Genomic DNA, 22,523 nt, shown 5'->3' with positions numbered 1-22,523 from the left:
GCCCATTGATGTTTCAGCAGTACGGAAGAATCCATGTTCCGCAAGAAGGATCCCGGCAATAGTCCCAAGGTCGAGCAGTCGGTCGCCAAGGCGGTCAGCTACGAGATCACCGTGGCCGACATGGCGCGCCGCAGCGAGCGGCGCGCGTGGTGGGTCGCCACGGGCTCGTTGTTGATGTCGCTCGCCCTGGCGGGCGGCTACTACTACATGCTGCCGCTGAAGGAGAAGGTGCCGTTCCTGGTGATGGCCGATGCCTACACGGGTACCGCGACCGTCGCGCGCCTGAGTGGCACCTTCCAAGGGCAACAGATCACCATGAACGAGGCTGTCAATCGCAGCAATGTCGCTCAATACGTGCTGGCGCGCGAGTCATATGACTCGGCGGTAATGGGCCTGCGCGACTGGGAACTTGTGTTCGTGATGTCTACCGATGAGGTGGGTCAGGGCATGAAGCAGCGCTATGCAGGAAACAATCCTCAGAATCCCTTTGTCCTGTACGGCCGAGGTAAAGCAATTCGAGTCAAGATTCTCAGCATTACGCCGCTCGGCGTGCAGCCCAATGGCAGCTTCCGCGGTGCTTCCGTTCGCATCCAGCGCAGCCTGCTGGACAAGCGCACTGGCGCGTCCAATTACTTGGACAATCAGCTGGTCACAATGCGTTTTGATTACAACAAGAATCTTGCACTTTCCGAGCAGGATCGTGTTCTAAATCCACTTGCCTTCCAGGTCACCGAGTACCGGGTTGACAATGATTATGCTCGCGGTGTGCCGGTGCCGGATGACAGCGCAATGCAGGTTCAGGCGCAGCAGGCCGCGCAGCAGGCTCAGGGCATCTACGATCCCAGTAATCCGGCAGCGGCCACGATGATCGACCCGGCTACCGGGCAGCCGATCCCGGTTCCTGCCGCCAACCAAGTGCCGGGCCAGCCGCTGCCTGGTCAGCCGGTGCAGGGGCAAGCAATGCCGGGGCAGGCCATGCCCGGACAGCCGGCCATGAGGCCGGCGCAGAACAATTCCACCGGAACTGCTGATGGAGCAAGCAACCGATGAGTAGTCGAAATATCAGGGGAAGCGCGCTGGCGCTGCTGTCGATGTTGTCGTTGCTGTTCTCAGCAGCGGCGATGGCGCAGGCGGTTGACCACTACGAGTACGAGAAGGACCGCATCTATCCGGTTCGAACCGGCCTGGGCCTGACCACCCAGATCGAGTTGAGCCCGAACGAGAAGATCCTCGACTACAGCACCGGCTTCAGCAGCGGCTGGGAACTGACCCGTCGCGAGAACGTGTTCTACCTCAAGCCGAAGAACGTCGACGTCGACACCAACATGATGGTGCGCACCGAGACCCATTCCTACATCTTCGAACTGAAGGTGGTGGCCACCGACTGGCGCCAGTTGGAACAGGCTCGTCGCGCGGGCGTGCAGTACAAGATCGCTTTCAGCTACCCGAGTGATACCGAGTTTGGATTGGCGCAAGCGGCGGTTGACGAGGAGGCGAAACCTCTGCTCAGTGCCGAACTGGCCAAGGACAGGCAATACAACTTCAACTATTCCTATTCGACCAGCAAGGCGAAGAAGATGGGATGGTTGATTCCGGTGAACGCCTACGACGATGGGCGCTTTACGTATCTGAAATTGCCCAATTCACCGGAATATAAGACCGGTATCTTCCCGGCTGTTTTTGGTCGTGAGAAGGAATACGGTGAGGATTTTGTGGTCAATACCACCGTTGAGGGAAACACCTTGATCGTCCACGGGACTTACCCGTACCTGGTCATCCGCCACGGCGACTTCGTCGTTGGCTTGCGAAGGAACGTGAAGAAATGAGCCAGCAGAATACTCCCGGAACCGATCCGAACAATGGGCCCGGAGAAAGCCATAGCCCGTACGGCGGCACGTCAAGCGCTGCTCCCGAAGTGTCGTCCAATCCATACTTCGGCAGCACCTTGAACAATGATGAGGCCCCCAACCTTGATGCTGGTGCGCCACAGTTGCGCTCGGCCGAAGAGCAGCGGCTCAATCGTAAAGCATTAATGTTCTTGGGCGGTATTGTGGTACTGCTTGTTTGCATGGGTCTGCTCCTGTTCCGTAAGGGGCGGGATGAATCCGATGTTCCCAAGCCTAAGGAAGTTGCGCGCGCGAGCACGCCGCAATTGCCCAGCGTTGCTGCTGCGCCGGCAGCTGAGGTTGCGGCACCGACCCAACCCATTGAAATGATGCCGCCGTTGCCGGCGCCACCACCACCGAACTCGTCCAGTTTCATGCCGCCGCGTGAACGAGACGAGCGCCCGATAGATCGAGGCCCGTCGTTGTTGGACCGTCGAATCGGCTCGAGTGCTGGCGTCAGTGCAGGCGATGGACAAGGACAAGGCCAGGCTAGCGGTGGCATGTCCGAGTACCAGAAGGCGATGATCGCGAGTCTACAGGGGCAGAGTGGCACGGGCACTCCGGGTAGGGTTCGACGTGGACCGGACGTTGATGACGTCTCCAGCGCGACTTATATCCACAGTCCGGATGCGCTGCTGGTTCGTGGAACCTATCTGCGTTGCGTACTGGAGACCAGAATCATTACGGATCTGGCCGGCTATACCTCGTGTCTGCTGACGGAGCCGGTCTACTCTATCAATGGCCGCAGTCTGCTGCTTCCCAAGGGCTCGAAGATCTATGGTGCATATGGCGGCGGGCCGACTGGAAAGCGAGTAGAGGTGATCTGGGACCGGATCACGACGCCCAACGGCATTGATGTTGCGATGTCCAGCCCGGGCGTTGACGGCTTGGGCGGCGCTGGCCATCCCGGGCAGTACAGCGCGCACTGGGGCAGCCGTATCGCCTCGGCGCTGATGATTAGTCTGATCTCCGATGCCTTCAAGTACGCCGCCGCCGAGCATGGCCCGGAGACGACCACCATCGCCAACAATGGCATGACGGTACAGTCGCCTTACGAGAGTGCTACCGCACGTACGATGGAACGCTTGGCTAACGACGCGCTCAACAGCGGCCGTCGCCCGCCGACCGTTACCATCAACCAGGGCACGATCGTGAATGTCTACGTCGCCAAGGACGTTGACTTCACCAACGTGCTGAACCCCCGCCGGTAACCCAACGAACGATCATGGACGCCGAAGTGTCACCCCTCGCCCTCGTCTCCAGCGATTTCCTGCGCTATCAGTACGAAGTGCTGGGCATCGCCGAGTACATGACCTCTCCGGAAGTGACGGAAATCTGCATCAACCGTCCCGGCGAGCTGTACCTGGAAACCCGGGCGGGGTGGCAGCGGGTGGACGTGCCGAGCCTGACGTTCGAGCGGGCCCGGCAGTTCTGCACGGCAGTGGTGAACGAGAGCAACACCGGCCAGCGCATCACCGATGCCGATCCGGTGGTGTCGCTCACGTTCCCCACCGGCCAGCGTGCGCAGTTCGTGATTCCGCCGGCCTGTGACGCGGGGAAGGTGTCGATCACCATCCGTCTGCCGTCCAAGCACACCAAGTCGCTCACGCAGTATCACGAAGACGGCTTCTTCAATCAGATCCTGGAAAGCGATGGCAGCATCAGCGAGCAGGATCGCGAGCTGCTGGAGCTGCGTCATTCGCGCGAGTACGCCGAGTTCTTCCGACGTGCGGTGATGTACCGCAAGAACATCGTGGTATCCGGTGCGACCGGCAGTGGCAAGACCACCTTCATGAAGGCGCTGGTCAACCATATCCCGGACAACGAGCGCCTGGTCACCATCGAGGACGCACGCGAGCTGTTCCTGACCCAGCCCAACGTGGTGCACCTGTTGTATTCCAAGGGCGGGCAGAGCACCAGCAATGTGACGGCCAAGAGCTGCATGGAAGCCTGCCTGCGCATGAAGCCCGAGCGCATCATCCTGGCCGAGCTGCGCGGTGACGAAGCGTTCTACTTCATCCGCAACTGCGCGTCCGGCCACCCGGGCTCGATCACCAGCTGCCATGCCGGCAGCCCGGAGCAGACCTGGGACCAGCTGGCGCTTATGGTGAAGGCTTCAGCCGAAGGTTCGGGCCTGGAGTTCAACGTGATCAAGCGGCTGTTGATGATGACCATCGACATCGTTGTGCATATCAAGGCGCATGCCGGCTCGCGCTACATCACCGGCATCGACTTCAATCCTGGGCGTGCCCAGGGGCAGGAGGGCTGAGGGATGCTGCCAGGACTGGAAATGATGGCGTGCCCAGAGATGGCCGTGTCGATGGATGTGATGCAGCACGTCATCAACGTCGAATCGTCGCGCAATCCCTACGCCATCGGCGTGGTCGGCGGTGCACTGGTGCGGCAGCCCAAGGCGTTGGATGAAGCGCTGGCGACGGTGCGCATGCTGGAAGAGAAGGGCTACAACTTCTCGATCGGGCTGGCCCAGGTCAATCGCTACAACCTGGGCAAGTACGGGCTGGATTCCTACGAGAAGGCCTTCCAGCAGTGCCCGAACCTGCAGGCGGGTTCGCGCATCCTCGCCGAGTGCTACAAGCGCTCCGGGGGGGATTGGGGCAAGTCGTTCAGCTGCTACTACTCGGGCAATTTCGAGACCGGCTTCCGTCACGGCTACGTGCAGAAGATCTACGACTCGATGCGCCGCGGCCAACAGGTCGCCAGCAATGGTGTTGCGCCGATCGACGTGGTCAGTCGCGGTGAGCGCCGTACAGTGAAGGTCGAGCATCACCCGCAGCTCGCTTCGCCGGCGCAGGCGCGCATCGTTGCTCAATCCAATGGCCCGGTGTACGTGCCGTCCGAAGATCCCGCACGCGCCTATGTCGTGTACCCGTCCACCGGGGCGATGGCGCGGGGTAGTTTGCTGAATCTCGCCGACCAGGCGCTGTCCAAGGTGGTGCTGGGTTCGGTGGACAGGATGATGCAGCCCCAGGCGCCGCCGGCCCAGGCGGGCGCCTATCCGCAGCAGCTGCCACAGCAGGGCTCCGCACAGGCGATGGCCATGCCGCAGCAATTGCCGGGCGCGGCTGGCGCCGGCAACGAGGGTCCAGTGATGTTGCGCCCCTGGAGCGAGCGTAACCAGCCTGTGGCCGGTACCGATAATTCGTACAACGCGCCGGTGCAGGCCGCACCGGTGCAGCAGATTCCCGCAGGGGATGCGGCCTTCGTGTTCTGACGAAGTCGTGGTGCGGCCAGTCCCCCGGCTGGCCGATTCAGTTGTGTTAGTCCATCAACAAGGAAATCAATCCATGAAGCGATCCAATCTCGACCTCGTCCAGGCCCAGCGCACGCTGAAGACCCTGCTGATGGCCACGATCTTCGTTGGCGCACTGTTCGCCCCGCAGGTATTCGCCACCAATGGCAGCCCCAACTATGGTGGTACGGACGGCAAGGTCTGTGGCTTTTTCTCCAGTGTCAACGGTCTGCTGAACATGGCGTCGATCGCTGTGGTCACCATTGCGGTCATTTTTGCCGGCTACCAGATCGCGTTTGCCCACAAGCGCATTGGTGATGTCGCTCCCATCCTGATTGGCGGCGTGCTGATTGGTGCTGCAGGTCAGATCGCTCGTATGCTGCTCGGGGACGACTTCGGCGACTGTGAGAACAAGACCGGCATGCTTATCCAGCAGGCTGTGCAGTACTACAGTGCATAAGAACGTCGTGTTCCGCGGCTGCACGCGCCCAGCAATGTTCCTGGGCGTGCCCTACCTGCCATTTTTCATGGTGGCAGGCGGGTTGCTGCTGCTCAGCATGTACACGAACTTCTGGTTCCTGCTCACCATTCCGGTGGCGGTCTTCATCATGCGGCAGATGGCCAAGCGTGACGAAATGATCTTCCGGCTGTTGGGTCTGCGCCTGATGTTCAAGCTGAAGGTGCGCAACGTGCAGGAACACGATGGCATGTGGGTGTTCAACCCCAACCATTACCGCGACAAGCCGGCCCGAATGGATTGAGGTCCGGATCCGGCCCGGCGGGCGCAAGCGCCCGTCGGGTCTGTTGAAACTTCTTGGCAGTACCTCTTTGGAAGCAGTCGTATGTTCAGCCCAGACACCTCCATCAGCGAGTTCATTCCATTGTCGTCGCACGTCGCCCCGAACGTGGTCAAGACCACGGGCGGCGACTACCTGCTGACCTGGCATCTGGAAGGGCTGCCGTTCGTCGGCCGTGAGGAGTGGGAGCTGGAGCATCGCCATAACACGTTCAACCGCCTGCTGCAGACGCTGCGTGCTCCCGACTTCGTGAACGTGGCGTTCTGGGTGCATGACATCCGTCGTCGCCGCACGCTGAAGGGAAAGAGCAACTACAAGCAGCGCTTCAACCAGGACGTGTCCGATCAGTACATGGGCATGCTGTCCTCGCAGCGCATCATGCAGAACGAGCTGTACCTGACCATGATCTATCGCCCCGTGGTGGCGGGTAAGCGCTTCGTCGAGAAGTCGGCGAACGTGGACAAGCTGCGCGCGGAGCAGGAGCAGGCAGTCGAAAAGCTAATGGAACTGGCCGGCAACGTCGAGGCCGTCATCCGAGACTATGCGCCGTATCGCCTGGGCATGTACGAGGCCAAGAACGGCGTGGTGTTCTCGGAAACGCTGGAGCTGTTCGGTTACCTGATCAATCGCATCGACGAACCGGTGCCGGTGCTGTCGGCGCCAATCAAGGATTACCTGCCGGTCAGCCGCCATATGTTCTCGGCCAAGACCGGTGACTTCGTCATCAATACCCCTAATGGTGCCAACCACTTCGGCGCCATCCTGAACATCAAGGAGTATGCCGAGGGGACTTACCCGGGCATCCTCAACGGCCTGAAGTACCTGGACTACGAGTACGTCATCACCCATTCGTTCAGCCCGATGGGGCGTCAGGACGCGCTCAAGGTGCTCGACCGCACCAAGGGCATGATGATCTCCTCCGGTGACAAGGCAGTCAGCCAGATCGTCGAGCTGGACCAGGCGATGGACCAACTGTCGTCGGGTAATTTCGTACTGGGCGAGTACCACTTCATCATGGCGGTCTACGGCGACAGCCAGGCCAAGCTGTCGCAGAACGTGGCCACGACGCGAGCCGAGCTGTCCAACGCGGGGTTTGTGTCGACAAAGGAAGATCTGGCGGTCACGTCGTCCTTCTATTCGCAGCTACCGGCCAACTGGCGCTATCGCACCCGCCTGGCCAATGTCAGCTCGCTGAACTTCCTGGGCCTGTCGCCGCTGCACAACTTCGCGACCGGCAAGCAGCACAATAACCCGTGGGGCGACTGCGTCACCACGCTGCAGACCACCAACGGCCAGCCGTACTATTTCAATTTCCACGCGACCCATCCGTCGGAGAACTCGCTGGGTGAGAAGGCGATCGCCAACACCATGGTGATTGGTAAGTCCGGTACCGGTAAGACCGCGCTGATCAACTTCCTGCTCAGCCAGGTGCAGAAGTACGAGCCGTCGCCGACCATCTTCTTCTTCGACAAGGACCGTGGTGCTGAGATCTTCGTCCGTGCCTGCGGTGGCAACTATCTGGCCCTGGAGAACGGCGCGCCGACCGGCTTCAACCCGTTCCAGTGCGAGAACAATGAAGCCAACGTGCAGTTCCTCGCCGACCTGATCAAAGTGCTGGCCGGCAAGCGTGAGTACAGCGCCCGCGAGGAAGAGGATATCTATCGCGCAGTGGAAAGCATGCTCGATACGCCGATGCACCTGCGCAGCATGACCAACTTCCAGAAGAGCCTGCCCAACATGGGCGACGATGGGCTCTACGCGCGCATGCGCCGCTGGACCTCGGGCAATTCGCTGGGCTGGGTGTTCGACAATCCGGTCGACACCGTTGATCTGAGCAAGGCCAACATCATCGGCTTCGACTACACCGACATCATTGACAACCCCGAAGTACGCGTGCCGGTCATCAATTACCTGCTGCACCGCCTGGAGTCGCTGATCGATGGTCGTCCGCTGATCTACGTGATGGACGAATTCTGGAAGATCCTGGATGGCGAAGGTGGGCTGAAGGAGTTCGCGAAGAACAAGCAGAAGACCATCCGTAAGCAGAACGGTCTGGGCATCTTCGCGACGCAGAGCCCGGAGGACGCGCTGAAGAGCGATATCTCCGCCGCGCTGATCGAACAGACCGCCACGCTGATCCTGCTGCCGAACCCGAATGCCAGCAAGAGCGATTACATGGACGGCCTGAAGCTGACCGAGGCCGAGTTCAGGGTGGTTACCGCCCTGGACGAGCGCTCGCGCTGCTTCCTGGTCAAGCAGGGCCATGCCTCCAGCGTCTGCCAGCTCAACCTGCGTGGCATGGACGATATCCTGTCGGTGATCTCGGCCTCGACCGACAACATCGACATCATGCACCGGGTATTGCAGACCGCTGCAGTCCGTAACCGGATTACCGTGGATGAGCTTACGCCGGAGCAGTGGCTGGAAGATTTCTACAAGAACCGGAAGGGATCGGGGAAGTCCAGTGACTCCACCGAATCCAGTGCGGCCTGAGTGCCGAAGAGCAAGGATGATAGTGATGAATCTCATTTCCGTGGAGAACGATATGAGCAAGGTGATCGAAAACCGCAAGTCTTGCCGCGGCGCGCGCCGCTCGCGTTTTGCCACGCTAGCGCTGGGCTGTGCACTGGCACTTTCCATCAATCCGGTATCAGCCAGCGGGTACCCAGTCTTCGATCTTTCCAACCTGCTGCAATCCATCGAGGAATTCGGGCTGATCGACAAACAATCAGGGCAGGATCTGATTGAGTTCCAGAAGCAGGCGGAACGCTGGAGTGCAACCGCTAAGCAGTATCAGCAAGCACTGGTTACGATTCAGGCGCAGATGCGTGCCATCGGGCTTCCCGAAGGGCAGGCGCTGGTCAAAGTGGATCCGAAGTATATGGTCGCCGAAACCTGTGGCGGCTCTGGAATGAATTTTTCTCTCTCTGGCCTGATGGCGACGTTAGGCTTGAGCGGTGACGAGGACCTGAAGAAGCGTCAGCAGCAGATCTGCGTGAATATCCGCATGATGGAAAACCGGAAGTACAACGAATCGATTGACTTCCTGAATGATACCGTCCCAAGCATGCAGAATGCATTGGTGGACATCTTCAATGCGCGCACGAGGAATAATGATCAGGGCACGGTGCAAGGCGCTGACAGCGAGTCATTGCGAACAGCAAATGACTTGGCAGTGGCGGCGCAGAAGTGGCAAGGGCGTATGGAATCCTACGATGCCTACATAGAAGTGATGAAGACCAATCAGAAGCTGATTGCCAAGACCGCGCTTAAGGGCGACCCGACCACACGTTTCGTGCGTGATATCTCCAAAACTGCAATTCTCGCAGGCGCGCTGGATCAATAAGAGCGGCGCTGCTTTGGCCTAGATTGCGGCTAAAGCGGTCATCGGTAGGAGCGGGCCATGGGCCCAAGGAACGTAGACAATGATGAAATCGGTCGCCAACTTTGAATTTTCTGGTGGTCTTCACGAACTGCTTGGATTTGCTACACGTGTCCAATCAATCGGCGACTTCGTGTTCTTCCGTCTGATCCTTAATTTCCTGAGGGAGAGGATCAGTGCATTCGGCCTGCAGCTCATGGAAAACATGATGGCGTGGGTTCTCGGAATTTCCCTTACCCTGATGACACTTTGGGTGCTGATTCAGGGTTACCGCATTGTGACTGGGCGCAGCCGAGACTCGATGATGATCCTGGTGACGAACATGGCACGTGCTGCGCTGATTGTGAGCGTGGCATCCAGCATGGGCATGTTCGGGACCAATTTGCATACGTTCTTTACGAAGACGGTTCGCGATGAGATCACTCATGTGGTGACCAATACGAACAAGTCGCCGGAAGAGCAAATCGATGACAATCTGGCCTATCTTCAGGTTGCGTTGGCTAGCATCGATGCCATCGATGTGATGTCTGATCCAGAAATGATCGATGAGAAGGCTCGGGCTATGTGGTACGTCGGGCTTGGTACTGCAGGTCCTGCAATCACGGCGGGTTCGATGCTGCTCTTGTATGAGATTGCTATCGCGTTGTTCATCGGATTGGGGCCCTTGTTCATTCTGTGCCTGTTGTTCGAACAGACTAAGTCCTTGTTCCAGCGTTGGCTCTTTTATGGCATCGGTACGCTGTTCTCGATGGCAGTACTGGCCGCGATGACGAGCATCGCCCTCGATATGGTTTATCGCGTCGCAAAAGCATTCTGGCTGGAGTCTGCGGGCGCGAAGCTCATTCTGGGTCCAGCGTTCGAGAACGGCCTGTCCAGCCAGGCGATGCAGCAAGGCGGGATGGGGCTGATCCTAACGACCCTGATTCTGACTGCGCCCCCAATGGCCGCCATGTTCTTCCAGGGTACTCTGGGTAGCTTCATGGCATATTCGCAGATAGGCGGTGGCGCCGCAGCCACTCCGAGTGCGGATGGTCGGCCGCCGGGCAGCCATGGTCAGGAACGCCCCGCGAGCTCAAATGTTGCTTCAACTGGCAGTGATCCGGGGAGGATGAGTGGATTCGGCGGTGGCAGTGCGGTGGCTCATCAGAGTGATACTGGCAAGTATGGTGCCGCTCGATGAATGTGAGATCTATCCATTTAAATAAATGCTGATTGGTGGCGCGATGTCTTGGAGGTTTACGCTTTTACGTAGCTGGCGGGTGATCCTGGGCCTGTTGTTGGCTGCCGTCTTCCAGTCGGCAGCGTTCGCAGAGGGTGGGTGCCCTGTGGGGCAGTATCCTATTGGCGGGCAAGGCGTCCAAGGATGCGCTCCGATCCCTGGGGCGGGTGACGGATCGCTCAAGACGCCGCAACCGGGAGGGAAGTGGATCAAAACGTGGGGCGCGATCTCTGTTTCTCCTGAGGGCGCGTCTGGAGTGTCTACCGGGAGGCGTAGTAAGTCTGACGCAGAGGCAGAGGCTGTGATGCAATGCCGGCAATCGGGCGGTCGTGCCTGTCGAACTTCTTTCTCCTACGAGAATCAATGCGTTGCTGCGGTGGTCCCCAGTTCGGGTTCCGGCGGCACCAGCTTTGGTGGAAAGGCGACTGTTGATGAAGCAATCCAATTGGCAACTCGTCTTTGTATAAGGGATGGGGGTCAGGGATGCCACGTCGTGTACACCGCGTGCTCAGCTCCTGAGTATGTGCGGAAGTGAAGCGAGGAAAGCGCCGGGCTAGCGCCCCGGTTGTTTCGTTGGACCGGCCGTAGTGTTTTCAGTTTTTTGGAAATTTTCATTGCGAATGACTGATCCCGAGCGCCGCAATGGTGCTTCTATTCGGGCGGGTTCGTTACGGCTGCTGATCTTTGCATTGTCAACACTTGGAACGAGCTTCAGTATTTTTCAGAAGCGCTTTGCCCGCTTGGCCAGTGTTCAACTGGTGGTGAATGCGTCGGCAGACGGTGCTCTCCGGATTCAATCCATGGCTTAATCGATCCCTGCTTCTTGCCCGCCGGAAAATCGAAGATGCGTGCGGTTCTCAGCTACGGCGGGGCTCCGTTCCACATTGAAGCTCGGGTTCGCTTGCGGGGACGATGACTGCATGGCGTGTGTCACCTGATCCGTGTTCGCTGCACCCGTTCCGCTTGCGTCTGCACGAGCGTCAAGTGGTTGGTCAGCGCTGCCGTCATCTCCAAGTGGGCATCCATTCGCGTTAACCGCGTACTTTTTGTGATCAAGTGCGCTTTTCATCCCAAGCCCCCTTCGACGAGCGCTGCCTCCTCGAAGTAAGCTGCGTGCGCGTCAAAATCCCGACGCGCCGGTGCCATCGAACGCAGGAGCTTTTCCGTCCATGAGGACTGTGTCCCCCCGCGGTGCGGGTGACGCTTGCCACCATCGCGGTTGCCGTGGGCTCGGGGCTATCATCCGCCATGGCGGCCGCAGGGCACGTGCGAGGCCTTGCCCCGTTTCCGGCCTCCGCTCGGGAACTGGCAAGACGGGATTGAAGGAGTTGCAGGGGATGGAGAAGGGGAGTGGCGTACACATGGACAATGCCTTGGCGTTCGTTCCGTCCGGCGCGAACCTGCTGGAAGCCGTGCGCGGTGATCTGACGGGCAATGGTTTCCAGGACCAGCTCCTGGTGATCGACCAACCTCCTCCGGAGGGCTTGCTGCCCGGCGAGCACGGTCCCAACCGGGTGCTGTTGCTGCTGCTGGGCGACGCCACGGGCCGCTGGCAGTTGGCGGCGCGCAACGACAAGCTGGTGCCGTGTTCCACCCGGGGAGGCATTGCCGGCGATCCCTTCGCGTACGTGACCATCGAGGATGGTGCGTTCAGTGTGATCACCAACGGCGGCAGTCGCGAACGCTGGAGCAGCGTCTACACGTTCCGGTATGCACCTGCCGAGCAGGCGTGCTGGGTGCATGGCGTGCAGCGCAAGGTGGTCGACACCGAGACCGAGGCCACCCATACGCGTGACTTCTCGGCCGCCGAACTTGGCCGGGTGCGGTTCGAGGATTTCGATCCGTCCGTCGTCGCCGACGTCAGCTTGCCCTGAGTGCCATGCCGGTGAGGAGGCGGGAGTATCCAACGATGATCGAGCAGGAGTTTCACCGTGTCGCAGGATAGGGAGTCGCAGCTGTTGCGGCAGGCCACGGAGGCCGGCATGACCTCGTCCCGGGAACTGGCCAACTTCATGGCGCAGGCCGGGCACGAGTCCCGTGGCCTGAGCCGGCTCAATGAAAGTTTCAACTTCACCCGGGGTATCTCGCAGATCCCGGTGGAAGCGGCGTGGCGCAATGGCAATGGTGCACTTGAGAGCGCGCGCCAGGAGGCGCTGCGTGGTCGGCCGGAGAACCTGGCCGAACTGATGTATGGCGGGCGTATGGGCAATGACGCGCTTGGCGATGCGTTGAAGTATCACGGCCGTGGCTATCTGCCTCTGGTCGGCAAGGAGAATTACGAGCGTGCCGGCAAGGCGCTGGATCTGGACCTGGTGAATCACCCGGAACTGGCCGCGCAGCCCGAGCACGCAGGCCGCATTGCCGTGTGGCAGTGGCAGACGCGGGTGCCGGAAGCGGCGCGCGAGGACGTGCGCGAAGCGACGCGCGCGATCAATGGTGGCATGAACGGCATCGAGGCCCGCCAGCAGCGATTCGAGGTGTGGCAGCAGAAGCTGACGCCTGATGTGATGGCGCGGCTGGAGCGGGGCGAAGTCGGGGCGCCGGCCCAGCAGGCCACCGTGCGCGACATGTCGCAGCCTGGCGCGCCGGGGCATGCCCTGTTCCAGGGCGCCCGCCACCATCTGCAGCAGATGGGACCACAAAGCGGTCTGCGCAGCGTGCAGGAACTGGACAATGCTGCCGGGGCACTGGCGCTGAGCGCGCAGAAGGCGGGGATGTCGCGCATCGATCATCTCCTGGCTGGCAACGACGGCCGCACGTTGTTTGCCGTGCAGGGCGCGCTGGGTGACCCGGCCATGCTGCGCGCTTCGGTCGAGCGCGAACAGGCGGCGCAGCAGCCGCTGGCGCAGAGCAGCCAGCAGTTGGCCGCCAGTGTCGCCCAGCAGGACCCCGCGGCCGCGCTCGCCCGCGAGCAGGAGCAGCGCTCTCGATCCCTGTAGCACCTGATGCCGGCGGGCAGAGTGCCCGCAGGCGCTTTACGTACGACGCGTGGCGCCCAGTGGCGCCGACATGGAAACCCACTCGTAAGGACACCACATGCGAATCGTTCCCTCGAATACCCGGCACGCCGCTGCCCGCTGCACTGCATCCGTGCGCTGCCTGCCGCCGGTCTGGCTGTTGTCACTTGGACTTGTCGCGGGGGCGGCACAGGCTCAGGAGGCAGCGGCACCTGTGGTGGAGACGCCCCCCGCTGCCGAGGCTACCGTTGAGGCGCCTGCAGAGGCGGCGCCCGTTGCCGCGCCCGCGGCGGCCGACGCCGTTGTCGTGGCGCCGACGCCCGAGGTGTCGGCTGCCGTGACACCCCCTGCGACCCCTGTGGTGGACGCGCAGCCGGCGCCGACTGCGGATCCGGCGCCGGCGCCCGTTGCGCCCGCAGCGGCGGCACCTGTGGCTGCACCGCCCGCCTCCGTCGAGCCAACCGTTCCCGCGGTAGCACCCTCACCGCCCGCATTGGCCATCGTGCCGTTGCCGCCCGAGCAGGCGACCGAGCGGGCGCTCGGTGCCCGCTGCCCGGTGGATCTGGCCGGGCGGCTGGCGACCCAGGGCGACCTGCTGATTGGCGCCTGCCAGGGCACCATGCCGGCGCATCTGGCCGCGTTGCTGGTCGCGCTGCCCGTGCAGGACATCCACCTGCCGCGCAGCTGGCGCGAGCGTGAGGTGCGGCAGAAGGCCTGGTTCAAGGCGGTGCCGGGCTACGGCCAGCGCCCGGACTTCATCGTGCGGATGGGCGACATCTGGGTGCGTTCGCTGGAAGGGCGCGACGCCGACAGCACGTTCTACCTGGTGTCGGCGCCGTTCACCTGCAGCGACCAGGTTGCCAACCGGGATGAGTACGGCGCGGAGCCGGTCCGCGTACCCGCAGGTGATTGCCGCGAGGCTTATGTGGCCCAGCGTGTGTACCAGGTCCGCGGGGATGCGGCGCCGCGGGATGTGACCGCCGATGCCATGCCGACGATGCCCCCGGTCACGGAGGCCGATCGTGCGCGCCAGCTGTCGCGTGAGGGACGGATCAGCCTGGACTACAGCAAACTGCAGTATGGCCCGGCAATGCGCTGGTTCGTGCAGTACCCGGAGACAGTGCAGAAGGGCGGTCCGCGCGCCTACAGCGACTGGAACCGTGAGCACATCGCATTCGTGGTCTGGACCGGTGATCGCTTCGAGCTGCGCGAGAAGGTCGCGCGCGCGCAGTGGCCCTGTGACCCGGTGGCACCCGGCGATCGCGCCTGTGGCGGATTCCCGGATTCCGGGCCCGATCTGTTCGTGACGGCCGGAGCATCCGTGCCAATGGCAGCGTCCAGCCCCTGAGCCTGAGTTTCGAAGTGATGCGGGAGCCGGGCTGACCGGCTCCCGCGCTGCATCAGGCCTGCAGGCTGCGGGTCTGGTTCCGCTGCTGTTCCAGCTGCTGGTCGCGCTCCAGCGCAACGCGCTGGTCGGCGGCCTGCTGGTCGATGCGCTGGCTGCTCTGTTCCAGCGGGGTGTTCATCGCCACTGCCGTATCTACCGATACGCGAAGGTGGGCCGGGTCGCCGCCCTGGCCCTGCACGGCGAAGCTGCGCGAGGCATCGGCATTCATGACCACTTCGTCGATGCGCTTGCCGCCTGCTGCGTGCATTTCGGCGGCCAGGCTGCCTGCCAATTGCGTGCTCATCACGTCTGGTACCCGGCCGACGCGGACATCCTGCGCGTGCACGCCACGGATCGCGTCGTTGAACAGTGGGTTGCCCACATGGTTGGCATCGTCCATTCGCAGCATGCTGGTGTGATGGCCGTTCTTCTCCGCTTCGCGGCGAGCCGGCTCACCGGGCTGCAGCGGGCCGCGGATGTGGTCGTACAGGTCGACGGCGCCGCCCGGAATGCCCCGCGCCGCGCGGGTGACACCACGGCGCAGTGATTCAACGTCGTCGCGGTATTCCTCGATCATCCTGGCGTTGTCTTTTGCCAGCTTCTGCGTTTCCGGGTGCTGCAGCACCGAGCCGTCACCGAGGAAGTTGCCCAGCTTGTGCGCGCCGAACGAGCTGCCTGCGGCGATGATCGGCCGGTCGGGGATAAGGGCGCGCAACGAGTGATTGCTGAAACCGTTCGCGGCGAGCGTGCTGATTTCATTCGGCCTGGCGTAGATGCGCACCTGGCCGAAGTGCGGCGACGCCGCGCTGACCGGATCGGAGGCCATGACATGGTTGATCATGGTGTTGCCGCCTTCCGGGATGCGGTAGCTGAGGCTGACCGCGCCATAGGCGTTGAAGGTTTCGCCCTTGACGTTGAAATGGTGCGAGGTGATCTGGGCCAGAGCGCCGCCGAGGGAGTGGCCGGTGACGGTGACCTCAGGAGCACGGCCTCCGAAGGCGGCGTCCTGCTTCGCGTAATCCAGTGCACTCTTGGTCAAAGCGATGGCATCGGGGGCCTGCACGTTGGTGCGGGCGACGACCATGCCGCCGTCGGTCAGGATGGCATCACGAGCTATCTGCTCGGTGCCGCGATGAGCCACAACGATCTCGTTGGTGTCGGCTCGCTGATAAACCGTGCCTTGGTAACCATTGAGCCGATTATTGACGTGATCGAGAATCTTGTATTCATGCCCGTTGATCGTGACGAGCTCTTCTTCCCCCGGACGCCTCCGGCCGACAGCGCGATCCTTGTAGGCATCGTCGGAAAGCGCCGCATAATCCTGCGTGCTGATGGTCATGGGGTGACCTCGCTGGCGCTGAGACTCATCGTGAACAACTTGCCCTGAAGTTCAGCAACGTAGTCAGCCGGGTCAGCCTTGCCGGTGGCCGGGTAGTTGGCAGCAAGTGGTGCCCGCGGATAGGCTGCGTCCGGATAATAAAGCGTGTGGGTCTTGCCTTCAGTCAGCGGTTCGGCCTTGACGAAAGTCAGGAAGCGGGTCTCTTCTTCAGCACCCGTTGCCTTCAGCATTGCCCCAGCACCAGTGAACTCCCAGTGGCACACGCCACGACCGTAGTAGTCTTCATCCAGCATGCGGTCCACATACAGCGTGCCCCGGTACTCACCATCGCTGACCTTGCGCAGTTCCACCGGTTCCTGGCTGGTAATCCGTGCAGCCGTGCCGGTGGCCGGCTCGATATAGCCACACTGGTCTTCGTTGGTGACGTCGTACTGCGCGACGGCTTCGACCACCGCGAAATCGCCGGGGGCGTCCTTCAGGCGCAGCACCAGTTCATAGGCCTTGCGCGGGCTGGGGTTGAGCTTGGCGAGGCCGCGCCCACCCTGGGCGACATCGGCTTCAGCAGCGGCACGTTCCTGGTTCATGGCGGTCTCCGGATGGCAGGCGGTCAACAGAAGCAGAGCAAGGCACGGAATGATCTTGTGGCGCAATGTCGGGCTCCTGGTGTGTAAGGGTGAATGTGGCACTGGCGGCTCATGGCACGAGCTTCTGCACAGTGGTGGTGGATGAGAACAGCGCGTTGCGTAGATCCTCCCTGTAGGCTGACGGATCTTCTTTACCGCTGGCAGGGAAGTTGGCAGCAAGCTCGGCGCGGGGATAGGCAGTCTTCGGGTAGTAGAGAGTCAGCGGCGATCCTGCGTCCATGCGCTCTTTATTGACGTAGGTCAGGAATCGCGTATCGGCTTCGCCGTTCGTCGCATGCAACATCGCGCCAACACCGGTCAGCGTCCAGTGGCACGTACCGCGATCGTAATAGTCCTGATCCTGCATGCGGTCGAGGTAGAACGTACCGCGGTATTCGTTCTCGCCAACCCTGCGCAGTTCCACCGGTTCCTGGCTGGTAATGCGGCTTGCCGTACCGGTGGACCATATGATCCGCCCGCAGTCTTCGTAGTTACTGACGTCGTACTGGGCCACGCCCTCCACGATCGCGAACGGGCCCGGCGCGTCCTTCAGTGTCAGCACCAATTCGTAGGCCTGCTTCGGCGCCGGGTTGAGTTTGGCCAGGCCGCGTCCACCCGCGGCGACGTCGCGCTCGGCATCGGCGTAGGGCGAACATGCCGCCAGCGGGACGAGGGCGAGCAATGCCAGCAGCGGCCGCCCCCTGGGTTCGGGGCGAGCTACACGCATGGCGCGAGCCTGCATCGTGCGTCCATGTCCATCTATCCTTCCTGGGTGGCAGGTTTCTCGATTATGGAACGTGCCGGGAGCGCTGTGCCACCCTTGGAGACGGATTTTTGACGCCCCGGCGAGGCATTGCCCGGGCGGATCGCTTGCCGCACAAGGCTCGCGATCATCACGTTGGCATTGCTGCCGGAGGCAGGTCTGCGGCTGAATCCGTGACTGAAATCAATCATTCACATATCCATCACTTCATTGAAGGCGCTCTCCTTGAACTGCACGATCCGCCCTGAAATCCGCGAAGACCGCGCTGTCATCCACGCACTCACCGAGGCAGCCTTCCGCGAAGCCCCACACAGCAGCCACACCGAGCAGTTCATTGTGGATGCACTGCGTTCGCGTGGAGAGCTGAGTCTCTCGCTGGTCGCCGAGAAGGACGGGCAGGTCGTCGGGCATGTTGCCTTGTCGCCGGTGACGATCAGCGATGGCAGTACGGGCTGGTTTGGCCTGGGACCAATCTCGGTGCTGCCCGGATGGCAGGGGCAGGGTGTCGGCGCGGCGCTGATGCATGCGGCGCTTGATGCACTGCGTGAGCAGGGGGCGCAGGGCTGCGTATTGCTGGGAGAACCCGCGTATTACGGTCGATTCGGATTCCGCGCCGAGCCCGGCCTGGTGCTGCCGGGTGTGCCGCCAGAGTACTTCCAGGCGCTGCACCTGAGGCCGTCGATGGCGCAGGGAGAGGTGCAGTACTCACCGGCATTCGAAGCCACGGCCTGATGATCGGGGGCGGGCCTCGAATATCCGTCCAATGTCAGCCGTCGTGCCGGAGATGGATCAGAGGATACGGACGGCCCTGCGAATCCAGCGGTGAACGTCCGGTTTCGACGAAGCCCATGCGCAGGTAGAAGCCAACGGCCTGTGCGTTCTGCTCATTGACGTCGGTACTCAGCTGCGGATGCCGGGCCAGCGCGTGCTGCAGCAGTTGCCGGCCGATACCAGTGCCGCGCACGTCCGGATCGATGAACAGCGCTTCCATGTGCGTGCCGTCGATCAGCATGAAGCCCAGTGGCCGATCCTGCGCATCGACCGCAACGGTCATCGGCGCCTGCGGCAGGAAGCTGGCGACTTCGGCATCGATGGCCTGCCGGTCTTCGGCGCTGATGAAGTCGTGGGTGGCGTCGACGGCACGGCGCCAGAGGTCGACGAGGGCGGCGCCGTCATCGGCGCGCGAGGGACGGAGGGTGGTCATGGGTTCACCAAGGTGCTTGCGGAAGGGCTCAGTATGAGGCCTGCAGCCTGGCTTCAGCGCGCTCGCTGCTTGGACCGCCTGTCGCGCGCAATGGCACCGCCTATACCCGCGCCGCCTGCACGGCCGCGGGCGTACAATGCGGCCCCGGCGGCCATCCTGGCCCTGCAGACATGCGAGAACCGCCATGACCGATGCCCTGGGTGTACCGGTGCACGACGCCGATGAACACTGGATGCGCCATGCGCTGGCGCTGGCCGAGCGTGCGCAGCGCGAGTTCGACGAGATTCCGGTCGGTGCGGTACTGGTGGGCGCCGATGGCCAGCTGCTGGGCGAGGGCTGGAACCTCAACATCGCCTCGCACGATCCCAGTGCGCATGCCGAGATCGTGGCCATGCGCGCCGGCGGCACGCGGCTGGCCAATCATCGGCTGCTCGGCAGCACCCTGTACGTGACCCTCGAACCCTGCGCGATGTGCGCGATGGCCATCGTGCATGCACGCGTCGCCCGCTTGGTCTACGGCGCCAGCGACCCCAAGACCGGCGCCTGCGGCAGCGTGTTCGACCTGCTGGGTGATGCCCGGCACAATCACCGGGTGGAAATCCACGGTGGGGTGCTGGCCAAGGAGGCCAGCATGCGCCTGACCAATTATTTCCGCGCCAAGCGCGGCAAGCCGCCGTTGCTGCTGGAAGACCATGCGGGCGAGGGCTGAGGGGCGAACGGGTATGATGGGCGCCTCTTTCCTTCACCGGTAGGCCGCGCGCCTGCCCAGCAACGAGGCGACACAATGGCGGACACCGGCGCGGCCAACGAGCGACTGATCTGGATCGACCTGGAGATGACCGGGTTGGATACCGACAACGATTCGATCATCGAGATCGCCACCGTGGTCACCGATGCCCAGCTCAATGTGCTGGCTGAAGGCCCCGAGTTTGCCATCCACCATCCGCTGGAAACGCTGGAAGCGATGGATGAGTGGAACCGCAACCAGCACCGTCGTTCCGGCCTGTGGCAGCGCGTGGTGGACAGCACCACCACCCTGGGCCAGGCCGAAGCGCAGACGGTGAACTTCCTGGCGCAGTGGATTCCGGCCGGTCTTTCGCCGATGTGCGGCAACTCGATCTGCCAGGATCGCCGCTTCCTGCACCGCCAGATGCCGAGGCTGGAGAAGTACTTCCACTACCGCAACCTGGACGTGTCCACGGTGAAGGAACTGGCCAAGCGCTGGGCGCCGAGCGTGGCCGCCGGCGTCGGCAAGAACAGCAACCATACCGCGCTGAGCGACGTGCATGATTCAATCGCCGAGCTGCGCCACTACCGCCAGTTCATGGGTGCGCTGTCGGGCCTGCCGGCTGCCTGAACGACGCCGTCGGGCATGGCCTGGCGCTACCGGGTGACACACCAACGGGTAGTGCCGGCCGCTGGCCGGCAAGGCGCCGGATCCGCGCCTTCTGTCGTGACCCACGACGAACCGTTCAACTTCCGGGCGCTAACATCGGCGTCATGAACGAGCCCATCCTGCTTCCCCGCGACATCGCCCATGACGCCCGCGACTGGTCCGACCTGCAGCGCGCGGTGGTGCTGCTGGAAGCGCCGACCCTGACCGCGCGCATGGCGAACCTGGTCGGTACGCCGCTGGAGTTCGCGGTGAAGGCGCTGCCCAGTTCGGTCTCCAACCGCATCCACGGTGCGGTGCAGGCGGCACTGTCCAAGTCGGCGCAGGCAGCCCTGTGGAGCATGGACAACTCGCCCGGCAAGGGAGCGTCGACCCGCTGGCACAAATTGGCGGCAGCCACCTCCGGTGCGGTCGGCGGTGCCTTCGGCTTTGCCGCCCTGCTCATCGAGCTGCCGGTGTCGACCACGATCATGATGCGTGCGGTGGCCGACGTCGCCCGCAGCGAGGGGTTTGACCTGTCCGAGTTCAGCACCCGCCAGGCGTGCCTGGAAGTGTTCGCGCTGGGCGGCAACTCGCCGCGTGATGACGCCAGCGAGACGGGCTATTACCTGGCCCGCGGCTTCACCACCGATGTGATGCGCCACCTGTCGGCCGAGCTGGCCGGGCGGGTGGTGACCGGCCGCGACCTGACGCTGGGCGTGGCGCCGAAGGAAGCCGGCAAGCTGCTGGCGAAGATGGTGGAGAAGGTGGCGGCGCGCTTCGGCGTGGTTGTTACCGAGAAATTCGCTGCGCAGGCGGTGCCGATCGTTGGTGCGGCCGCGGGTGCAACACTGAATACCATGTTCACCGATTACTACCAGGACATGGCGCGTGGTCACTTCATCGTGCGCCGGCTGGAGTTGAAGTATGGGGAAGATGTGGTGCGCGCCTGCTATGACCGCGTGGCACACGGTGCGGTAAAGATCGAGCCAAGGGTGGAGTAGATACACGCTGTGCGTGGATGAGCCCTCGTACAGGGTGATCCTTGCCGTGGGGGAACAACTGTTTTGCCAGTGCGTGCCTGTTGCCTGGCGGGCGCCATCCCCATTCTTGGTGGCACTCCTCCCGCAAGAGATCGCCGCCATGTTGTTCACTCCTCATCATCTGGGCGCACTGACGCTGCCCAACCGCATCGTGATGCCGCCGATGACCCGCTCGCGCTCGTCGGCCGGCAACGTGCCCACTGCCGAAATGGCCACGTATTACGCGCAGCGCGCCAGCGCCGGCCTGATCGTCAGCGAAGGCACCCAGATCAGCCCTCAAGGCCAGGGCTATGCCTGGACCCCGGGCATCCATAGCCCGGACCAGGTGAAGGGCTGGCGCCGGGTGACCGATGCCGTGCACGCTGCCGGCGGTCGCATCTACGCCCAGTTGTGGCATGTCGGCCGGGTCTCGCACGTGGCGCTGCAGCCGGGCGGCGCCGCGCCGGTGTCGTCGTCGGCGTTGTTGGCGGAAGGCGTGAAGGTGTTCGTCGACCCGACCGGGGCAGGTCCCGAAGCCGGGGTGGGCGAAATGATCCAGCATTCGATGCCGCGCGCGCTGCGCGAAGACGAGATTCCGGGCATCGTCGCCGATTACGCGCAGGCCGCGCGCAATGCGCTGGCCGCGGGATTTGATGGTGTGGAGCTGCACGGCGCCAACGGATACCTGATCAACCAGTTCATCGACTCACAGGCCAACCAGCGCACCGATCGTTACGGTGGTTCGCTGCAGAACCGCCTGCGGTTCCTGCGCGAAGTGGTGCAGGCGGTGGTTGCGGTGGTCGGTGGTGACCGCGTCGGTGTCCGTCTGGCGCCGCTGACGACGTTGCAGGGCGCGGTGGACGATACGCCACAGGCGACCTATCTGGCCGCGGCGCACCTGCTGGGTGAGCTGGGCGTGGGCTACCTGCACATCGCCGAAGCCGACTGGGACGATGCACCGCTGATGCCGGTGGCGTTCAAGCAGGCGCTGCGCATGGTCTACCCGGGCACGCTGATCTACGCCGGCAAGTACACCGCCGAGCGCGCCGAGCAGGCACTGGCTGAAGGCTGGGCCGACTTGATCGGCTTCGGTCGCCCGTTCATCGCCAACCCGGATTTGCCGGAGCGTCTGCGTTTGGGGGCGGAATTGAACCCGCCGGATCGGGCGACGTTCTTTGGCGGTGGCGCGGCGGGCTTCACCGATTATCCGACGCTGGAAGAGAGCGTCGCGGCCTGATCCTGAAGGCTGCCGGCCAGCGGCCGGCACTACCGGTGCATGGAGATGGGTGGGTGCCGGCCAGCGGCCGGCACTACCAGGGGGC

At 62.8% G+C, this 22,523-nt stretch carries 25 protein-coding genes; 20 read left to right on the top strand and 5 right to left on the bottom strand.

Annotated elements, in window-relative coordinates:
- The first annotated feature begins 33 nt into the window (after window positions 1-33).
- From ROV93_RS21880 to ROV93_RS21810, 15 genes are all read left to right on the top strand, one after another.
- On the top strand, window positions 34-1,050 hold the full coding sequence (locus tag ROV93_RS21880) for a type IV secretion system protein (RefSeq protein ID WP_072168094.1): 1,017 nt from the start codon (window positions 34-36) through the stop codon (window positions 1,048-1,050).
- Window positions 1,047-1,826: a TrbG/VirB9 family P-type conjugative transfer protein gene (locus tag ROV93_RS21875; RefSeq protein WP_072168093.1), complete on the top strand. Its 780-nt coding sequence runs from the start codon at window positions 1,047-1,049 to the stop codon at window positions 1,824-1,826. The genes ROV93_RS21880 and ROV93_RS21875 overlap by 4 nt, the downstream gene beginning before the upstream one ends.
- A complete protein-coding gene (locus tag ROV93_RS21870) occupies window positions 1,823-3,097 on the top strand; it encodes a TrbI/VirB10 family protein (RefSeq protein ID WP_072168092.1) in 1,275 nt (424 codons plus the stop codon). Before ROV93_RS21875 ends, ROV93_RS21870 begins: the two co-directional genes overlap by 4 nt.
- Before the next feature lie 14 nt (window positions 3,098-3,111).
- Window positions 3,112-4,155, top strand: a complete 1,044-nt coding sequence (gene virB11 / locus ROV93_RS21865; RefSeq protein ID WP_021202793.1) for a P-type DNA transfer ATPase VirB11 — start codon at window positions 3,112-3,114, stop codon at window positions 4,153-4,155.
- A gap of 3 nt (window positions 4,156-4,158) precedes the next feature.
- Window positions 4,159-5,118, top strand: coding sequence for a lytic transglycosylase domain-containing protein (locus ROV93_RS21860; protein ID WP_072168091.1), 960 nt, complete (start codon window positions 4,159-4,161; stop codon window positions 5,116-5,118).
- Between the two features lie 73 nt (window positions 5,119-5,191).
- The gene (locus tag ROV93_RS21855; RefSeq protein ID WP_072168090.1) at window positions 5,192-5,596 is read left to right on the top strand and encodes a TrbC/VirB2 family protein; all 405 of its coding nucleotides are present in this window, start codon (window positions 5,192-5,194) and stop codon (window positions 5,594-5,596) included.
- Complete coding sequence (locus ROV93_RS21850; protein WP_019660289.1) at window positions 5,589-5,897, top strand: VirB3 family type IV secretion system protein; 309 nt, start codon at window positions 5,589-5,591, stop codon at window positions 5,895-5,897. Before ROV93_RS21855 ends, ROV93_RS21850 begins: the two co-directional genes overlap by 8 nt.
- Window positions 5,898-5,978: 81 nt before the next feature.
- Entirely contained in the window at window positions 5,979-8,426 is a 2,448-nt protein-coding gene (locus tag ROV93_RS21845) for a VirB4 family type IV secretion/conjugal transfer ATPase (RefSeq protein ID WP_072168089.1), read from the top strand.
- A 25-nt stretch (window positions 8,427-8,451) separates the two neighbouring features.
- Window positions 8,452-9,279, top strand: a complete 828-nt coding sequence (locus ROV93_RS21840) for a hypothetical protein (RefSeq protein ID WP_080376941.1) — start codon at window positions 8,452-8,454, stop codon at window positions 9,277-9,279.
- Between the two features lie 79 nt (window positions 9,280-9,358).
- Complete coding sequence (locus ROV93_RS21835) at window positions 9,359-10,495, top strand: type IV secretion system protein (RefSeq protein WP_072168088.1); 1,137 nt, start codon at window positions 9,359-9,361, stop codon at window positions 10,493-10,495.
- Between the two features lie 25 nt (window positions 10,496-10,520).
- Window positions 10,521-11,069 carry a DUF4189 domain-containing protein gene (locus ROV93_RS21830; protein WP_306341172.1) on the top strand — a complete coding sequence of 183 codons (549 nt, stop codon included), beginning with the start codon at window positions 10,521-10,523 and terminating at the stop codon, window positions 11,067-11,069.
- Between the two features lie 85 nt (window positions 11,070-11,154).
- Window positions 11,155-11,343 carry a hypothetical protein gene (locus tag ROV93_RS21825; protein WP_134970674.1) on the top strand — a complete coding sequence of 63 codons (189 nt, stop codon included), beginning with the start codon at window positions 11,155-11,157 and terminating at the stop codon, window positions 11,341-11,343.
- A 528-nt stretch (window positions 11,344-11,871) separates the two neighbouring features.
- The gene (locus tag ROV93_RS21820) at window positions 11,872-12,408 is read left to right on the top strand and encodes a hypothetical protein (RefSeq protein ID WP_072168087.1); all 537 of its coding nucleotides are present in this window, start codon (window positions 11,872-11,874) and stop codon (window positions 12,406-12,408) included.
- Between the two features lie 57 nt (window positions 12,409-12,465).
- A complete protein-coding gene (locus ROV93_RS21815) occupies window positions 12,466-13,473 on the top strand; it encodes an XVIPCD domain-containing protein (protein ID WP_072168086.1) in 1,008 nt (335 codons plus the stop codon).
- A gap of 520 nt (window positions 13,474-13,993) precedes the next feature.
- On the top strand, window positions 13,994-14,839 hold the full coding sequence (locus tag ROV93_RS21810; protein ID WP_240458934.1) for a hypothetical protein: 846 nt from the start codon (window positions 13,994-13,996) through the stop codon (window positions 14,837-14,839).
- 52 nt (window positions 14,840-14,891) lie between these two features.
- On the opposite strand, the gene ROV93_RS21805 is transcribed toward ROV93_RS21810, so the two are convergent.
- The 4 genes from ROV93_RS21805 to ROV93_RS21790 are packed head-to-tail and all read right to left on the bottom strand — an operon-like array spanning window position 14,892 to window position 17,794.
- Window positions 14,892-16,217 carry an XVIPCD domain-containing protein gene (locus ROV93_RS21805; protein WP_072168084.1) on the bottom strand — a complete coding sequence of 442 codons (1,326 nt, stop codon included), beginning with the start codon at window positions 16,215-16,217 and terminating at the stop codon, window positions 14,892-14,894.
- On the bottom strand, window positions 16,214-16,867 hold the full coding sequence (locus ROV93_RS21800) for a hypothetical protein (protein ID WP_072168083.1): 654 nt from the start codon (window positions 16,865-16,867) through the stop codon (window positions 16,214-16,216). Before ROV93_RS21800 ends, ROV93_RS21805 begins: the two co-directional genes overlap by 4 nt.
- A 43-nt stretch (window positions 16,868-16,910) precedes the next feature.
- Complete coding sequence (locus ROV93_RS21795) at window positions 16,911-17,582, bottom strand: hypothetical protein (RefSeq protein WP_312541352.1); 672 nt, start codon at window positions 17,580-17,582, stop codon at window positions 16,911-16,913.
- Between the two features lie 17 nt (window positions 17,583-17,599).
- Window positions 17,600-17,794 carry a hypothetical protein gene (locus ROV93_RS21790; protein ID WP_134955477.1) on the bottom strand — a complete coding sequence of 65 codons (195 nt, stop codon included), beginning with the start codon at window positions 17,792-17,794 and terminating at the stop codon, window positions 17,600-17,602.
- A 34-nt stretch (window positions 17,795-17,828) separates the two neighbouring features.
- On the opposite strand from ROV93_RS21790, the gene ROV93_RS21785 reads away from it, so the two are divergent.
- Entirely contained in the window at window positions 17,829-18,335 is a 507-nt protein-coding gene (locus tag ROV93_RS21785; RefSeq protein ID WP_005417179.1) for an N-acetyltransferase, read from the top strand.
- 34 nt (window positions 18,336-18,369) lie between these two features.
- On the opposite strand, the gene ROV93_RS21780 is transcribed toward ROV93_RS21785, so the two are convergent.
- The gene (locus tag ROV93_RS21780) at window positions 18,370-18,807 is read right to left on the bottom strand and encodes an acetyltransferase (protein ID WP_312541347.1); all 438 of its coding nucleotides are present in this window, start codon (window positions 18,805-18,807) and stop codon (window positions 18,370-18,372) included.
- Window positions 18,808-18,991: 184 nt separating this feature from the next.
- Between ROV93_RS21780 and tadA the strand changes: the two genes are divergently transcribed.
- The 4 genes from tadA to ROV93_RS21760 all read left to right on the top strand — a co-directional run bounded on the left by tadA (window position 18,992) and on the right by ROV93_RS21760 (window position 22,438).
- Window positions 18,992-19,516: a tRNA adenosine(34) deaminase TadA gene (gene tadA / locus ROV93_RS21775; protein ID WP_005417177.1), complete on the top strand. Its 525-nt coding sequence runs from the start codon at window positions 18,992-18,994 to the stop codon at window positions 19,514-19,516.
- 75 nt (window positions 19,517-19,591) lie between these two features.
- Window positions 19,592-20,164, top strand: coding sequence for an oligoribonuclease (orn, locus tag ROV93_RS21770; RefSeq protein WP_053499815.1), 573 nt, complete (start codon window positions 19,592-19,594; stop codon window positions 20,162-20,164).
- 143 nt (window positions 20,165-20,307) lie between these two features.
- Window positions 20,308-21,183: an EcsC family protein gene (locus ROV93_RS21765; RefSeq protein WP_072168082.1), complete on the top strand. Its 876-nt coding sequence runs from the start codon at window positions 20,308-20,310 to the stop codon at window positions 21,181-21,183.
- A gap of 139 nt (window positions 21,184-21,322) precedes the next feature.
- Window positions 21,323-22,438, top strand: a complete 1,116-nt coding sequence (locus tag ROV93_RS21760; RefSeq protein ID WP_072168081.1) for an alkene reductase — start codon at window positions 21,323-21,325, stop codon at window positions 22,436-22,438.
- Window positions 22,439-22,523 lie beyond the last annotated feature (85 nt).

Origin of the sequence: Stenotrophomonas maltophilia group sp. msm4 (genome assembly GCF_032025605.1) — a bacterium.
In the GTDB taxonomy this organism is placed as follows: Bacteria; Pseudomonadota; Gammaproteobacteria; order Xanthomonadales; family Xanthomonadaceae; genus Stenotrophomonas; species Stenotrophomonas sepilia.
The sequence above is the reverse complement of the archived record's forward strand: the minus strand, read 5'-3'. Positions and strand labels throughout refer to the sequence as shown.

Coding starts and splice junctions, on each gene's coding strand:
- ROV93_RS21880 (WP_072168094.1), top strand. CDS start 34: ATGTTCCGCAAGAAGGATCCCGGCAATAGTCCCAAGGTCGAGCAGTCG.
- ROV93_RS21875 (WP_072168093.1), top strand. CDS start 1,047: ATGAGTAGTCGAAATATCAGGGGAAGCGCGCTGGCGCTGCTGTCGATG.
- ROV93_RS21870 (WP_072168092.1), top strand. CDS start 1,823: ATGAGCCAGCAGAATACTCCCGGAACCGATCCGAACAATGGGCCCGGA.
- virB11 (WP_021202793.1), top strand. CDS start 3,112: ATGGACGCCGAAGTGTCACCCCTCGCCCTCGTCTCCAGCGATTTCCTG.
- ROV93_RS21860 (WP_072168091.1), top strand. CDS start 4,159: ATGCTGCCAGGACTGGAAATGATGGCGTGCCCAGAGATGGCCGTGTCG.
- ROV93_RS21855 (WP_072168090.1), top strand. CDS start 5,192: ATGAAGCGATCCAATCTCGACCTCGTCCAGGCCCAGCGCACGCTGAAG.
- ROV93_RS21845 (WP_072168089.1), top strand. CDS start 5,979: ATGTTCAGCCCAGACACCTCCATCAGCGAGTTCATTCCATTGTCGTCG.
- ROV93_RS21840 (WP_080376941.1), top strand. CDS start 8,452: ATGAATCTCATTTCCGTGGAGAACGATATGAGCAAGGTGATCGAAAAC.
- ROV93_RS21835 (WP_072168088.1), top strand. CDS start 9,359: ATGATGAAATCGGTCGCCAACTTTGAATTTTCTGGTGGTCTTCACGAA.
- ROV93_RS21830 (WP_306341172.1), top strand. CDS start 10,521: ATGCTGATTGGTGGCGCGATGTCTTGGAGGTTTACGCTTTTACGTAGC.
- ROV93_RS21825 (WP_134970674.1), top strand. CDS start 11,155: ATGACTGATCCCGAGCGCCGCAATGGTGCTTCTATTCGGGCGGGTTCG.
- ROV93_RS21820 (WP_072168087.1), top strand. CDS start 11,872: ATGGAGAAGGGGAGTGGCGTACACATGGACAATGCCTTGGCGTTCGTT.
- ROV93_RS21805 (WP_072168084.1), bottom strand. CDS start 16,217: ATGACCATCAGCACGCAGGATTATGCGGCGCTTTCCGACGATGCCTAC.
- ROV93_RS21795 (WP_312541352.1), bottom strand. CDS start 17,582: ATGCAGGCTCGCGCCATGCGTGTAGCTCGCCCCGAACCCAGGGGGCGG.
- ROV93_RS21790 (WP_134955477.1), bottom strand. CDS start 17,794: ATGATTGATTTCAGTCACGGATTCAGCCGCAGACCTGCCTCCGGCAGC.
- ROV93_RS21780 (WP_312541347.1), bottom strand. CDS start 18,807: ATGACCACCCTCCGTCCCTCGCGCGCCGATGACGGCGCCGCCCTCGTC.
- tadA (WP_005417177.1), top strand. CDS start 18,992: ATGACCGATGCCCTGGGTGTACCGGTGCACGACGCCGATGAACACTGG.
- orn (WP_053499815.1), top strand. CDS start 19,592: ATGGCGGACACCGGCGCGGCCAACGAGCGACTGATCTGGATCGACCTG.
- ROV93_RS21765 (WP_072168082.1), top strand. CDS start 20,308: ATGAACGAGCCCATCCTGCTTCCCCGCGACATCGCCCATGACGCCCGC.
- ROV93_RS21760 (WP_072168081.1), top strand. CDS start 21,323: ATGTTGTTCACTCCTCATCATCTGGGCGCACTGACGCTGCCCAACCGC.